Origin of the sequence: Methanothermobacter sp. KEPCO 2, from assembly GCF_041228365.1 — an archaeon.
GTDB classification, from domain to species: domain Archaea; phylum Methanobacteriota; class Methanobacteria; order Methanobacteriales; family Methanothermobacteraceae; genus Methanothermobacter; species Methanothermobacter marburgensis.
Window position 1 is genome coordinate 595,712 of the sequence record NZ_CP166185.1, and the last position, 12,429, is coordinate 608,140.

17 protein-coding genes are annotated in these 12,429 nt (G+C 49.7%); 11 read left to right on the forward strand and 6 right to left on the reverse strand.

What is annotated here, in order from left to right; all coding sequences use genetic code 11:
- Positions 1 to 309 precede the first annotated feature (309 nt).
- The 9 genes from AB9H23_RS03160 (at position 310) to AB9H23_RS03200 (ending at position 4,786) form a co-directional block, all read left to right on the forward strand.
- Positions 310 to 636 (forward strand): DUF2085 domain-containing protein, encoded by a 327-nt coding sequence (locus tag AB9H23_RS03160; RefSeq protein WP_370005529.1) that lies wholly within the window; start codon positions 310 to 312, stop codon positions 634 to 636.
- Between the two features lie 31 nt (positions 637 to 667).
- Positions 668 to 1,144, forward strand: coding sequence for a hypothetical protein (locus AB9H23_RS03165; protein ID WP_370005531.1), 477 nt, complete (start codon positions 668 to 670; stop codon positions 1,142 to 1,144).
- A gap of 15 nt (positions 1,145 to 1,159) precedes the next feature.
- Complete coding sequence (locus AB9H23_RS03170) at positions 1,160 to 1,474, forward strand: DUF4064 domain-containing protein (RefSeq protein WP_013295728.1); 315 nt, start codon at positions 1,160 to 1,162, stop codon at positions 1,472 to 1,474.
- A 34-nt stretch (positions 1,475 to 1,508) separates the two neighbouring features.
- The gene (locus AB9H23_RS03175) at positions 1,509 to 2,192 is read left to right on the forward strand and encodes a PsbP-related protein (protein WP_370005533.1); all 684 of its coding nucleotides are present in this window, start codon (positions 1,509 to 1,511) and stop codon (positions 2,190 to 2,192) included.
- Between the two features lies 1 nt (position 2,193).
- Positions 2,194 to 2,748, forward strand: a complete 555-nt coding sequence (locus tag AB9H23_RS03180) for a pseudomurein-binding repeat-containing protein (RefSeq protein WP_370005535.1) — start codon at positions 2,194 to 2,196, stop codon at positions 2,746 to 2,748.
- A 103-nt stretch (positions 2,749 to 2,851) separates the two neighbouring features.
- A complete protein-coding gene (locus AB9H23_RS03185) occupies positions 2,852 to 3,538 on the forward strand; it encodes a hypothetical protein (protein ID WP_370005537.1) in 687 nt (228 codons plus the stop codon).
- A gap of 125 nt (positions 3,539 to 3,663) precedes the next feature.
- Positions 3,664 to 3,846 carry a hypothetical protein gene (locus AB9H23_RS03190; RefSeq protein WP_300478357.1) on the forward strand — a complete coding sequence of 61 codons (183 nt, stop codon included), beginning with the start codon at positions 3,664 to 3,666 and terminating at the stop codon, positions 3,844 to 3,846.
- A gap of 9 nt (positions 3,847 to 3,855) precedes the next feature.
- The gene (locus tag AB9H23_RS03195; RefSeq protein WP_370005539.1) at positions 3,856 to 4,545 is read left to right on the forward strand and encodes a DUF169 domain-containing protein; all 690 of its coding nucleotides are present in this window, start codon (positions 3,856 to 3,858) and stop codon (positions 4,543 to 4,545) included.
- 25 nt (positions 4,546 to 4,570) lie between these two features.
- Entirely contained in the window at positions 4,571 to 4,786 is a 216-nt protein-coding gene (locus AB9H23_RS03200; protein WP_242451117.1) for a hypothetical protein, read from the forward strand.
- A gap of 56 nt (positions 4,787 to 4,842) precedes the next feature.
- Here AB9H23_RS03200 and AB9H23_RS03205 read toward each other — a convergent pair whose 3' ends face one another.
- The 6 genes from AB9H23_RS03205 to AB9H23_RS03230 form a co-directional block, all read right to left on the reverse strand.
- Positions 4,843 to 5,496: an NTP transferase domain-containing protein gene (locus AB9H23_RS03205; protein WP_321211964.1), complete on the reverse strand. Its 654-nt coding sequence runs from the start codon at positions 5,494 to 5,496 to the stop codon at positions 4,843 to 4,845.
- A 3-nt stretch (positions 5,497 to 5,499) separates the two neighbouring features.
- Positions 5,500 to 5,985 carry a hypothetical protein gene (locus AB9H23_RS03210; RefSeq protein WP_370005541.1) on the reverse strand — a complete coding sequence of 162 codons (486 nt, stop codon included), beginning with the start codon at positions 5,983 to 5,985 and terminating at the stop codon, positions 5,500 to 5,502.
- 134 nt (positions 5,986 to 6,119) lie between these two features.
- Positions 6,120 to 6,668, reverse strand: coding sequence for a hypothetical protein (locus AB9H23_RS03215; RefSeq protein ID WP_370005543.1), 549 nt, complete (start codon positions 6,666 to 6,668; stop codon positions 6,120 to 6,122).
- On the reverse strand, positions 6,646 to 9,654 hold the full coding sequence (locus tag AB9H23_RS03220; protein WP_370005545.1) for a Mur ligase family protein: 3,009 nt from the start codon (positions 9,652 to 9,654) through the stop codon (positions 6,646 to 6,648). The genes AB9H23_RS03215 and AB9H23_RS03220 overlap by 23 nt, the downstream gene beginning before the upstream one ends.
- A gap of 154 nt (positions 9,655 to 9,808) precedes the next feature.
- Positions 9,809 to 11,020 (reverse strand): Mur ligase family protein, encoded by a 1,212-nt coding sequence (locus tag AB9H23_RS03225; protein WP_321211967.1) that lies wholly within the window; start codon positions 11,018 to 11,020, stop codon positions 9,809 to 9,811.
- 20 nt (positions 11,021 to 11,040) lie between these two features.
- Positions 11,041 to 11,283: a hypothetical protein gene (locus AB9H23_RS03230; RefSeq protein ID WP_321211968.1), complete on the reverse strand. Its 243-nt coding sequence runs from the start codon at positions 11,281 to 11,283 to the stop codon at positions 11,041 to 11,043.
- Between the two features lie 47 nt (positions 11,284 to 11,330).
- Here AB9H23_RS03230 and AB9H23_RS03235 point away from each other — a divergent pair, with 47 nt between their 5' ends.
- Positions 11,331 to 11,894 carry a class III signal peptide-containing protein gene (locus AB9H23_RS03235; RefSeq protein ID WP_321211969.1) on the forward strand — a complete coding sequence of 188 codons (564 nt, stop codon included), beginning with the start codon at positions 11,331 to 11,333 and terminating at the stop codon, positions 11,892 to 11,894.
- A 9-nt stretch (positions 11,895 to 11,903) separates the two neighbouring features.
- Positions 11,904 to 12,395, forward strand: a complete 492-nt coding sequence (gene msrA / locus AB9H23_RS03240) for a peptide-methionine (S)-S-oxide reductase MsrA (RefSeq protein WP_321211970.1) — start codon at positions 11,904 to 11,906, stop codon at positions 12,393 to 12,395.
- Positions 12,396 to 12,429: the final 34 nt, after the last annotated feature.

Below are 12,429 nucleotides of genomic sequence, written 5' to 3' on the forward strand. Positions count from 1 at the left end.
ATGACTCCTTTTTTATCATGAATCATGGGATATCTTGTAAGGTGTCAGTTAAAAGAGGGATATCCCCCCTTACATTACACCGAATTTGCTCATACCATTCAGATGATGGGTGCTTTATGATGATTGCGCCATCATATGTCATGAGGTATAATGAAGTTAATGGGTGAATGCAGAAAATTCATGATGAAAAATTGTACCACAATTCTTAAAAAATTTATTAATGTAAATGAAAAACATTAACATTTAAATATAATGAGGTACTGATTAATTAATTGTCCTGATTGACATTTTAGAGATGGTGTTGTCCATATGAAACTGAAGTATCTGTGCCACAGAAAACCAGAGAGAACATTTTCAGTAAGAGGTCACTATTTTCCTGTATGTTCAAGGTGTACGGGCATATATACGGGTGCATTTGCATACTTCCTATACGCATACCTCACAGTGATTGAATATGACATCACACTGATAATAGTGGCGTTACTTATGATGGTGCCAACCTTTCTAGACGGATTCACGCAGCTGCTTGGTTACAGGGAAAGCAACAATCTTCTGCGATTTTCAACAGGTCTTGCAGCCGGTGTGGGGCTGGGTGTACTCACAAAGGCACTGAAATACTTCATACTCCATCTCTGAACAATTCTGGATCAAAAAAGAGGTTGATAAAATGAGCTGGTGGGATGAACAGAGTTCAGCAACCAGGGCAGGTGTTATCATTGGAGCACTGTGTCTTGGTTTTATACTTGTTGTTGCAATAGGCGGGATGATGTCGCCAGACAACACCGCTACTGAAGCGCCCAGTGCAGAAAAATCAAACACACAGGCCCAATCTGAAATCAGGGTTGAGGATATTGAAGTCGTCTCAGAGGGCTATGGAAGTTACTCTGTGAAGGGAAAGATCACGCCACTCAAGGACTTCTCCTACCTTGAGATGCACCTTAAGTGGTATGACTCAGAGGGAAACCTGCTTTACGACAATCCACTCGCATGGAACATCAATGATGCGAAATCGGGTCAGCCAGTTAAATTCAGCACCATTGATTTCATTGACTCAGGAACCCCCGTGAAGGTTGAACTGCTGATATTCACTGATCTGGCGGCTGACGATGACTCGGCCATATACAGAACAACCCTGAATGTCTGATGGAGGTGAATTGTAATGAGTGATGCTGTAGAAACATCAAGGACACTTGAACTTGTCCTCGGGATAATTGGGGCGATCTTCGGTTTGCTGGGAGGTCTTTTTGCCATTGTACTTTCGGTTTTCGGCTCTGAACTCCTCTATCTGGGTATCAGTGCAATACTGGCCTCCATTGTGGGGATCATAGGATCAGTATATGTGAGGAACAACCCCAGAAGGGGCGGTGTGATCCTAATAGTCAGTGCTATCTGGCTTCTTATAAGCATATCTGCCTATGCAATCCCCGGAACAGTTTTCCTTGGTATCGCAGGTATTCTAGGGCTGATAAGATAGCCCCCATTTTATTTTTTTAACTGGAGGTGTGCATTTGAAAAGGTGCTCAAACTGTGGATCAGAAAACAGAAGAGATGCTGTCTTCTGTTCCAGTTGCGGGTTTAAACTTAACTCAGGGGGGAGTAACAGCTGGTGGAAAAAGCAGAGCCAGACATCAAAGGTCCTAATAGCGATTACAATCCCATTTATCCTGATTATTGCCATTGCGATTTCAGCAACCGTATTTAGCGATTACGGTACTGAATCCAGTTATGATGGTGTCGATGCAACTGGAGGGTCATCGTTAACAGAATCATACCTCAATAAGTTCAAGGGCAATGGAATCTCATTCAGTTACCCCAAGACATGGACTATTTACACACCAGAAGATAGGAGTTCAGATGCCGTCGTTGATCTTAAATCTTATGATATGGGTATAAACTCCATCATGACCGTCTATAAAAAACCTTACACCCTTGATGCTGAAGCACTAAGGGACATCTGGCTTGAGGTATGTTATGAAAAAGGGGACACCGTGGAATATGTGAAGGAAATCAAGGTTGATGGCAACCGGGCATATGCCATAAAATCATTTTATTATTCAAATGGATGCGGAGAGCATGAGTACATTGTATTCACAGACGGCACATATGAATACTCCTTGCTTTTCACATCTGATGACATCTCACTTATACAGGATGATATAGACACAATTATAAGGAGTTTCAGGGTTGAGTGATATGGATTCCGACAGGATGATTCCGGTTATTGCAGCGGTTATGGTGGCTCTTCTGTTGACAGCCGGTGCACTGCAGCTACTCAGGGGTAGCAGTGTTGCAGACGATAAAGGTGAAGCGGCAACAGTTGAAAAAACCTCAGATGGATACCAGCTGAACCTTCAGGCTGTCCTTGAACTTGCGGAGATGGACTCAGGTAACGGTACAGTGAATTACAGGGGATTCAACTTTACAGGTCCCCAGTTACTGTACATCTTTGCAAGGGGGGTTGTGATGCTGGAACTCAATGATACAGGAAAGATCCATGTGGGTGAATACAGTGGCCCTGAGGACCCCTATGGATTCATGGATACCGTTACCCTTACAAGGAGCGAATACACCGATATGGCGGAGCGCACATACACATGGATGGATGCCAATGGCAGAAGCCCCAACCATGTTGGTATCTATGTTGAGGGATCCCCCGACATAACCCCATCCCTTGCAAGGAAGATCTTCAGACAGGTTCTGGTTGAATACAGGAGGACAGGGACTCTACCTGAAGTGGTGAGTGCCTGAATACCCTTTTCTTTTTATAGAAAACTAATAACCATTGTTGAATAAACAAACTTTTATCCTCAAACTATCAAATGGGAAAATAGTGTACTAATGGAAGTTCAGTATGCAGAGAAAATTGATCCTATCACTCATAATCATAGGAGCCCTAATCACGGTTTACCTGCTGAACCCCTCATTCCACAGCACAGATAGGAAGGAAGCTGTGGTTCTGGGCTCTGATAAGATGGGCACAGTTGAGAAACTTGGACCCTACGGGAACAGGGACTCAGAGGTGAAGATAGCCTACATAACAGGGGTCCACCCCCTTGAGGGGGACTCCCACAGGGCAGTGCTGCAGGCCATTGAGGAGAACCAGGATAAACTGAGGTACATGTACTTCGTATACAGGGTCAACGTTACATTTAAGCCGGAGGACTATGAAAAGGGGAGGATGGCAGGACAGCTCCTTGCACGAAGATACGTGGTTCCCGATGTATCCAGGGGTAACTACAGCCTGGCAGTTGATGTGCACTCCAACAGGGGCAACTATGGTATGAGGAGGTTCGTTTTCACTCCACTCCCCCATGAGCAAAGCAGGATAATAGCCCTGAAACTAGCATCCAGGATCAGCTGGCTATCCTACTACTTCCCTGAGTCACAGACAAGCCCCGCCTACGTAACGGAACCCATAATTCAGGGGGGAATACCCGCCATACTGTATGAGAACTACATGTACCAGGACTACTCAAGAACCCTGGAACATGCCAGGGAGTTTGTAATAACCCTTGACTCCACTGACATCCCCTCATAAATCTGACAGAGACCATCCACAATCAGTGCCAGAGAAACCCTGAAAAAACGGGAGATCAGCATGAATGGATGACAGAACCGAGAAATTAATATACTCTTTTTTACATATATTACACTGTGGTTCTGATGATACACTACAGAATGGATCAACCAGATAGGGTGAGGTGCAGTGTCTGCGGTGGAGTTGCAGATGAGGTTGAGGAGACATACCCTGAATCAGGAAATTTCATCCTGGTGATCTACAGGTGCCGCGACTGCGGCCATCTCGAGAAACGACAGTACGGTAAACCCGTGAAGATTATTGATTGAGGTGATCTTGTGGTTGATGTATGCGCTGCGAATGGATATGATGTGATATCAGAAAAACTGAAGACCCTCCTTGGACTTGAAAAGTCCCCGGTGGCTATAAAACTCGTTCTAAGGGAGGATGACCTTCCTGAGGGCGTTGAAAAAATAGATAAACCTGCAAGGCACTGTGAAATGGTCCAGATGGCCGCTGCAGGAAAATCCTTCTATGCAACTGCAGAGGCCCAGGCATGCAAGGGTGGTGCAGATGCCCTTGGAATAGATGAGGCACCAGAGAAGGTCAAAACAGGGGAGTTCTACTACAACCTTGGCCGCTTTGCAAGCTTTGCATCCGCCAAGAGAACCTTTGATGAGATACCATCCGTTGACCTCAGGTTCTACGCCGCAGTATACGCGCCCCTTGAGGATGCAACCTTTGACCCTGACGTCATAGTCATCATCTGCAACCCTGCCCAGGCAATGAAGATCTCACAGGCCCTCGTCTACACCCTGGGTGGCCGCGTTGAGGCAGACTTCTCAGGTATACAGTCACTCTGTGCAGACGCAGTTGCAGGCCCCTACATGAGGAAGAGGGCAAACATAACCATGGGGTGCAGCGGTTCAAGGCAGTACGCCGGTGTAAGGGATGATGAACTCATCGTGGGGCTCAACGGTGAGAACATAGGTTGTGTTGTCAACGCTCTTGAGGCAATAAGCCAGTAGGATCAATCCATAAAACCGTGGGGTGATGATTGTGGTTGAGACAAAGACCTTCAGGATCCTCGAGGATGTTGCTGACCTCGAGGAGAAGATAAAAAAGTATGAGAGTGAGGCGGACCAGGAGCTTGTTATAAACTGGATCTATGACACCCTTGAGATCCTCAGGAGTGTGGGTAAGCTCCTTGAGGAGATTGAGGATAGGCTGGATCTTCTTGAAGAGGAGACCGAGGAAAAAGAATTCTAGGCGCAGTGTCCCCCCTATTTTTTCTTTTAAATGAATAGTTCCAGACCCTGCTACACCTATTTCCTTTTAACTCCAAAATATCCCCTTATTCTGAGGTAATCACTGTAGTGGTTTATATTTACAAGTTCAATGGGGTCTGATGCCTCAACACCGTACAGCCTGATGCCATCATCCACCATCAAACGGAGCAGAGGATTTATATTTCCATCACCCATTGGAAGGTACCTTTTAAGGAGCTCTGAGCTCGCTGCAAGGGGCATCCCGAGGCCCTCGGCGCTATCAAGCCAGCCACTCCTTCCCCTTGCAAGTACCGAAACCGTCTCAGGGTCAGCGTGTTCACTGATCCTCCCCATGGTCTCAGGGGATACTGCAGGCTGGTCTCCGGCGATACAGAGTATGATTTCGCCGGAAGCAGATAGAACACCATTGAGGAGTGATGCCGAGAGTGGAACATCAGGAGGATCATTCCTCACGATCTCCACATCCATACCTGCTATGGCAGCCTCCACCTCCCCTGAATGGTGGCCTGTTACGACGATGCACTCATCCACACACGCCCTGAGCACGGAATCCAGAGTTTTCTCTATTACAGTAACTGAGTTGAGGGGGAGCAGTAATTTGTGGACCGGCTCAAGGCCGAGTTCCTGCATGTCCCTGCACATACGGCTACCCCTCCCTGCCGCTGTAACAACCGCTGAGATCAACTCCACCACCTATGCCGGTTCAAGTCTGTAGATTCTGGCGTATATGGTTGTACCTGCACCTGAACCCGTCGTCCACATCTCAATGAGTACCGGGTACCTTCCTGTGTTTCTGACCTTTATCCCGGTTGCCGGGTTGAATCCGAATAGAACCGCATGGAACTCCCAGGTCATTCCCCTGGGGAGTGGCATCCCTGCGTCAGTTACAACGGCCCTGAGGGCCCTTGCAGGTGGACATGAGCCGTGGGACGCGTATCCACCTGGGGCCTTGGGGTCCCTTGATGCAGTGAACCTGACGGTCTCCTTACCTGAACCCTCACTTCCCGGTGGAATCACAGTGCCATTCCATGCCGCCGCGAATGCCCTTGCATTGAAGGCCCTCTTGTTATCATCGTACTGGGGATATGAGCCCAGGTAGCTCACTGCAGATGATACCAGGACCTTCCTGTAGCCCCCCGTGTACACCATGACAGGCGACCCTGAGGGGTAGTTCTCCATGTACTCAAGGACATCCCCACCGAAGAGTTCCTCTATCCTCGCTGGTGGAACAGGGAGCCTGCCATCGCTGAAGTTGGAGAGCTGGTAGTCCAGAACTATCTCTTCACCCTCATCAGCCCTTCTGAACCACCTCTTTATTCTGTTAACTGATTTGTACCTGTGGGGACGGTGCTGTTGCTTATACTATCTGCAGGGACAAATCTAACCTTCCTTCCGTTCTCAATGATATCCATACCATTCTCTCTTTTCACCCCATAGGTGTAGGGTGTCTTGTATGCCCAGAGGAAGACAGGTGGCTCCTGCACCACCAGTTTACCCCCTGAAACCCTCAGTACCCCCGGACCATCCACAGTGGATCTTCCTGAGGGGTCTATCCCGGAGGTCATCTCGGATATCGGGACATGCACAGCCCCTGTGAGGACAGCCTGGAGGAGGTTTCCAGGGTCCATGTAGTTGAATTCATCAAGTATGTAGTCCGGGTGGAGTATGAGAGGGACGCTCCTCACCCTGGACTCATCGATGACGTCCTGGCCCTTCAGTACCGTGCTTCCAGGCTCAAGGGCTGCTATCTCCAGCGGGTGCTGGGGTTCAACACTTCCCTCGATGTATGCACCTGATGCTGTTATGATGGCTGCAAAAATAACCAGTAAAATGATGTGCTTACCTGATATAATCCTCTGCATATCTGAATCCCCCCTCACCGATTATGAGTACGGTGTCATCTGGTTCTGCAATTTCAAGGGCCTTACCGACGGCCTCCTCAACCTGTTCACGGCTCGCTCCAAGGGTCCCCGCCCCAGCACGTTTTCTGCTGGATTCTATATGGACCACCCTCTTACCCAGGATACGGGAGGCTCTCCTTGCAGCATAGGATGCCGGTATAACTGTGTATGCATCCTTCAGGAGCGATGCGATTTCCAGATCACCATCTATTCCGCTCTCAGATGCCACGGTGTTTACGACCATCAGCCTTCCATCGGTACCTTTAAGTTCCTGCATCACCGCCCTCACACCGGCAGGGTTGTGGGCGTAGTCAAGTATGACCCTTGGTGAGTCCATCAGCTTCTGGAACCTTCCCCTCACACCACCGAATGACTCAATTCCCCTCACTATATCATCCATGTCCACGCCAAGTGACCATGCAGCGGCAGCGGCTGCCAGTGCATTGTAGACATTGAAGATCCCTGGTGTCCTGAGTTTCACATTCCTCATCTCGGAGCCTATCACCAGTTTGAATCCATCTGCAGATGCCTCCAGTGCCATAACCTCAGGCTGGGGTCTCCGGTAGCCGCAGACACACTGATAGTCCCCCAGGTGCCCCATGGTCCTGCGAGTATATTTGAGGTTGTTGCCACATTTGGGGCATTCCCTCCCCTCTGGCATGACCGGGGCCGACTCCATACTCTGGATACCATAGAGCACCGCTCTCTCCTCCCTCAGTCCCTCTGCGAATGATGCGACGATGGGGTCATCGGCGTTGAGTACTATGACCTCTGCTGTATCAATGATCTCCCTCTTGCATTCAATGTAATCAGAGAACCTCCTTCCACCTGAAAGGTGGTCCCTTGATATGTTGGTTATGACGCCCACTGAGACCCCTGAGAGAAGGGCTGATTGCCTTATCTCACCCCTCCGCCCGAATGTCCCTATCTCAACCACCGCCACGTCCCCAGGGAGTCTTGCCTGGAGGGCCGGTACCAGTTCGGTGTTGCCCTGTATGTTGAGGTGGTGCTCTGGCACAGTCTTTCCAGCAGCCCTAATTATGGATTTGAGAATACCGGTGGTCGTGGTCTTTCCATTGGTCCCTGTAACTCCAACCACCGGTTTCTCAACAGGGCACATGTTGAGGACGTCCTCAACGCCTATCACATCAGCGTCAAGTCCCCTGATAAGGTCAAGAACCTTCCTGTTATTCTCGAGGGCTGGTGTGATGGCTATGGTGCCAGCGCGCCTGAGGACCTCCATGCTGTGACCCCCAAGGTCAAGTTCTATTCCCTCCTCCCTGAAGACATCCTCGAGGGGTGTGCTTTCCTTGAGATCCGAGACTATTACCCGGTAACCCCTCGCCCTGAGGTTCCTTGCCATGAGGCTTCCCACATTTCCGCAGCCTCCAAGAACAACTATGGAGTCCCTCATTGACTCTATAGCCCTCTCAATATCATTCCTCACATTTTCATAGGCGTTGACAACCCCGGGACCCAGGTGTAGTACCGTATCCCCCTTTTCTGCGATTTCAAGGGCCCTCCTTATGCTATCATATACACTCTCAGTCTTTATGGTTTTATCCCTGCCGGCACCCCTTTCAACTTCAGAGGCCGCTTCAATGTCAATCTTACCTGTTGTCTCATTCTTGGCGCTCACAATTAATACATCAGCTCTTTCACCCAGTATCTGGCCTATCCTGTACTTGTCCCTCACTGTGAGGGTGTCGGGGTTGTCCAGGCTTATTATCAGCCTTCCCTTGAATTCAATGCCTTCAAAGAGTTTCTCCATGCTCTCAGGGTTGTGGGCTGCGTCCATATAAACAGACACACCATCAACCTGATCTATGAATTCAAATCTACCCTTTATACCCCTGAATTCCTCTAATGCATTTTTAATATCCTTAATGTCAAATCCGAGTACCAGTGCAACGGTTATGGCTGCAAGGGCGTTCTCCACGTTGAAGAGACCCGGTACCCTGAGTTTTATCCTCTCTGTAAGGGGGCCGACATGGACCACCCCATCATGTTCCCCACAGTTTAAAGATCCGCAGGTGCTGCAGAGGGCAGTAGGTATCTCTGATACCTTGAGGGTGAACTCTGAGCCCTCAAGACCCCTGAGGTCTATGTCTGTTGCGCTGACCTGTGGTTCTGCCGAGCCACTGAAGGTTCTATCCATGAACTCAACCTTCCTTTCATTCCCCAGACCATAGACCACACTTTTAACCTCAAGGTCATCCAGGAGCCCCGCAATTACCGGATCATCTCCACAGAGCACCAGAATACCCCCCAGGGCTATGAGGTTCTTTATTGAAAAGTTTCTCTCAATGTATTCGTCGTAGTCCCTGAACTCATCCATGTGGTCTGGTGTGAGGTTTGTCACAACACCAGCCACTATTTCAAGGCCATCAGCCATCCTTATGGTTCCATGTGGGAGTTCAAACACAGCCATGTCCCTGTTACTCACATCACCATTCACCACGAGTTCAACGAGTCCCTCGATGACCAGTGAGTCCTGGATCGATGAGAATGACACCGTCCTGTAGCGTGATGAGAGTATGTGGTCTATCATGTTGGTGGTTGTTGTCTTTCCGTCTGTCCCTGCAACTCCCACCATGGGGATGCCTATGAGCTGGTTCAGGGCCCTCCCTATGTCTGATGTTGTTATGTGAATAAGATCCTTCTCCACACTCTCCAGCATCCCACGTACCGGTGCATCAGAGGGTATGCTGGGTGATACGAAGACGGCGTCGGCCCAGAGCATGTCCTCAATCCTGTGACCCCCGAACCTGAACCTTACACCCTCCCTTTTCATCTCATCTATTCTCTTTCTGGCCTTGGGGGGCAGTTCATCCAGTTCCCTGAGGTCATTCACAAGCACACTGTTTCCAAGGTGTCTCAGCAATCTTGCGGCGGGTCTACCAGCGTTTCCAGCTCCAAGCACAAGCACGTTCATGTTCCTGATCAATTTATGCACCCATAGATCTGTTTTAAGTTAAAAGTATTCATGCTCATGAAGTAATGGTTATTATCAATCCAGGATTTTCCCGGATGCTAAAGAATATGCGGTCCAGTTATTATTATGGGTTATCCATATATACCACTTACGCAGGTGATGCTGTTCATTCACAGGAGGAGATCTCCTCGAGTTTTTCCTGGACCCTGATTATCCTGTCCTGACCGTTTCCGCCCACGAAGATTCTCCGGTATTTCCTGGAAAACTCAAGGACCATACCTGGGATTTCATCAGGGTCATCAACCGTAATGACCTCTGATGGGATTTCAAGGCCCTCGAGGTAGTCCAGTACCATGTCAACCGTGTCATCAAGGCCCGGGAATATCACAAGGACCTCCGGGGGTGACTCTGCAACCTCATCAAGGATATGGAGGCGCCACCTCTCTGACCTCCTGGGGGTCCCGATGAACATGACATCAAAGTCTGATTCTGAGAGCACTGCCCTCAGGGCATGGGGGTTGTCGGTTTTACCTGCGACAACAGATGCTCCATTGATGATGAAGGACCTTATACGGCCCCTCACAGGCTCGAAACTGCCAAGTCCTTCCCTTATGATATCCTCTGGAACCCCAAGATACCTCAGGGCCTCTGATGCGGCCCCTGCGTTCAGTCTGTTGAATCCGCCCTCAACCCTCAGGGGCCCGGTGTACTCGCTGTAGGTCCTGAGAATCCGGGGGGCCTCCCTGAGTTCTCCATCTGACTCCCCGGGGCCGACTACAGCATCCCTTCCCTTCAGGAATTCTGCCATCGTCCTCCTGTAATTCTCCATTGACCCGTGGAAGTCCATGTGGTCCTCGCCAAGGTTTGTGAGGACCACGAGGTCAATGTTGAAGCACTCTGATGCGAATTCCAGGGTCATATCGCAGACCTCCACCACAAGGTAGTCGAATTCCTCCTCAGATGCCCTTAAAAAGAGTTCTGTGTAACCCTCAAATCCGCCGCCAGCATTTCCGCCAAGAAGCACCCTTTCACCTGCACATTCAAGTACGTGTGCTATCATTGTGGCTGTTGTGGTCTTTCCATTGGTCCCTGTGACCACAATGGTTTTGGGCTTCCTGTGGCCCTCAAGGACCCTGCAGAGGAGTTTATCCCTGAACCGCTCCATGAATTCAGTTTTTATCATTGACGGGCTGATTACAACCGCATCTGCAGCCTCTATCTTTTCCGTGTCATGAAATCCAAGGTCAAGGTCAACTCCCTCAGGTTTTGCAGGGATTTCGCGCCGTATGTCACTGGCGTATACGCTGTGACCCCTTCTCTTCAGTGACTCAACTGCCCTTAAACCCTCAGCTCCAAGTCCCAGCACCGCAACCCTCATTGGTTCACCGATATTAACTGTTAATCGTCTCCTGAATCCTCATCATCAGAAACCCCGTATTCCTCCTTGAGCTGGGCTATTATATCCTCGTTCTTTGAAACCTCTGGCCTGAGAGGTTTTTCCTCTTCCTCCCTTGACCTCTTACGTTTACCTATAAATACAATCAATAGGATGACCGCTACAACCGCAAGGGTCACAGCCACCGCAGTCAATATAACCTCCATGCTCACAGGCGGAGTTTCAGAAGCTGCCCCGGGTCCCATTACCACACCTCAGTTTTATATAAATAATCATACAATATATATCTTACATGATAATGAAGGATAGATGTGGACAGGGGGGTGCAGAGTACATACTTCTTTTTGCAGCCATCATAATAATCGCGGTTGCAGCCCTCTACATATACAGCTCCTACTTCAAAATCCCGGGAAACGAGACAGTTGAGGTGAAACTCACAATAACCAACATCGGCCCATCAAAGAGCAAGTTCATCTATGAGGCCAATAACACCACCGGTGGTGGTAGCAGGCACATCGTATCGGGGGACCCTGGTAATCGCTTTTTCCTCCTCCAGCCAGGGTCAAGCAGGACCTTTGACCTTGGCCGGATGAGTGCCGGCACCAGCTTCACGGTTGAGGGTGGTGTCGGTGACCCCAAGGGGGGTACTGCTGACCTTAGGGGTATAGGCCAGATGGGGAGGTGGACACTGAAGATAGGAAACCAGACCTACTCCTGGACCATCAGCGGCCCGTTTGACTACCGTAAGAACCCCACCGGAAGTGTCCTCATGTCATTCTCCATAGCAGGGGGCGGCGGCGCACCCTTCAAGTTCACCGCAGACCAGGCCCAGGTGCGGGGTAACGTATCAAGGTAGGTGCTAGGGATGGAAAAATACAGGAAGGCCACCTTCGGTGCCGGATGCTTCTGGGGAGTTGAGGATGCCTTCAGGAGGGTCAGGGGTGTTGTATCCACCCGTGTGGGGTACATGGGGGGCCACATGGAAAACCCCACCTATGAGGATGTCTGCACCGGACTTACAGGGCATGCCGAGGTTGTTGAGGTCACCTTTGACCCTGCCCTTGTAAGCTACAGTGACCTCCTTGATGTCTTCTGGAGCATCCATGACCCCACCAGCCTCAACAGGCAGGGGCCGGACGTGGGTGAGCAGTACCGTTCGGTGATATTCTACCATGACGATGAGCAGAGGAGGCTGGCGCTGGAGTCAAGGAGAAAGCTTGAGGAGTCCGGAAGGTTCACTGGGAAGATCGTGACGGCCATTGAACCGGCAGGTACCTTCTATGAGGCCGAGGACTACCACCAGCAGTACCTCGAAAAGAACAGGGAGCAAAGGTGCTACCTCAGGAGACTAATCTGAGGGCACTGCACTGAAAGAGAATGTGAAAATAGAA

Excerpts from the sequence above, each read along its gene's own strand:
- AB9H23_RS03160 (WP_370005529.1), top strand. The coding sequence starts at position 310 with ATGAAACTGAAGTATCTGTGCCACAGAAAACCAGAGAGAACATTTTCA.
- AB9H23_RS03215 (WP_370005543.1), bottom strand. The coding sequence starts at position 6,668 with ATGCAGAGGATTATATCAGGTAAGCACATCATTTTACTGGTTATTTTT.
- AB9H23_RS03190 (WP_300478357.1), top strand. The coding sequence starts at position 3,664 with ATGATACACTACAGAATGGATCAACCAGATAGGGTGAGGTGCAGTGTC.
- AB9H23_RS03185 (WP_370005537.1), top strand. The coding sequence starts at position 2,852 with ATGCAGAGAAAATTGATCCTATCACTCATAATCATAGGAGCCCTAATC.
- AB9H23_RS03170 (WP_013295728.1), top strand. The coding sequence starts at position 1,160 with ATGAGTGATGCTGTAGAAACATCAAGGACACTTGAACTTGTCCTCGGG.
- AB9H23_RS03180 (WP_370005535.1), top strand. The coding sequence starts at position 2,194 with ATGGATTCCGACAGGATGATTCCGGTTATTGCAGCGGTTATGGTGGCT.
- AB9H23_RS03230 (WP_321211968.1), bottom strand. The coding sequence starts at position 11,283 with ATGGGACCCGGGGCAGCTTCTGAAACTCCGCCTGTGAGCATGGAGGTT.
- AB9H23_RS03235 (WP_321211969.1), top strand. The coding sequence starts at position 11,331 with ATGATAATGAAGGATAGATGTGGACAGGGGGGTGCAGAGTACATACTT.
- AB9H23_RS03210 (WP_370005541.1), bottom strand. The coding sequence starts at position 5,985 with ATGGAGAACTACCCCTCAGGGTCGCCTGTCATGGTGTACACGGGGGGC.
- msrA (WP_321211970.1), top strand. The coding sequence starts at position 11,904 with ATGGAAAAATACAGGAAGGCCACCTTCGGTGCCGGATGCTTCTGGGGA.
- AB9H23_RS03200 (WP_242451117.1), top strand. The coding sequence starts at position 4,571 with ATGATTGTGGTTGAGACAAAGACCTTCAGGATCCTCGAGGATGTTGCT.
- AB9H23_RS03165 (WP_370005531.1), top strand. The coding sequence starts at position 668 with ATGAGCTGGTGGGATGAACAGAGTTCAGCAACCAGGGCAGGTGTTATC.
- AB9H23_RS03225 (WP_321211967.1), bottom strand. The coding sequence starts at position 11,020 with ATGAGGGTTGCGGTGCTGGGACTTGGAGCTGAGGGTTTAAGGGCAGTT.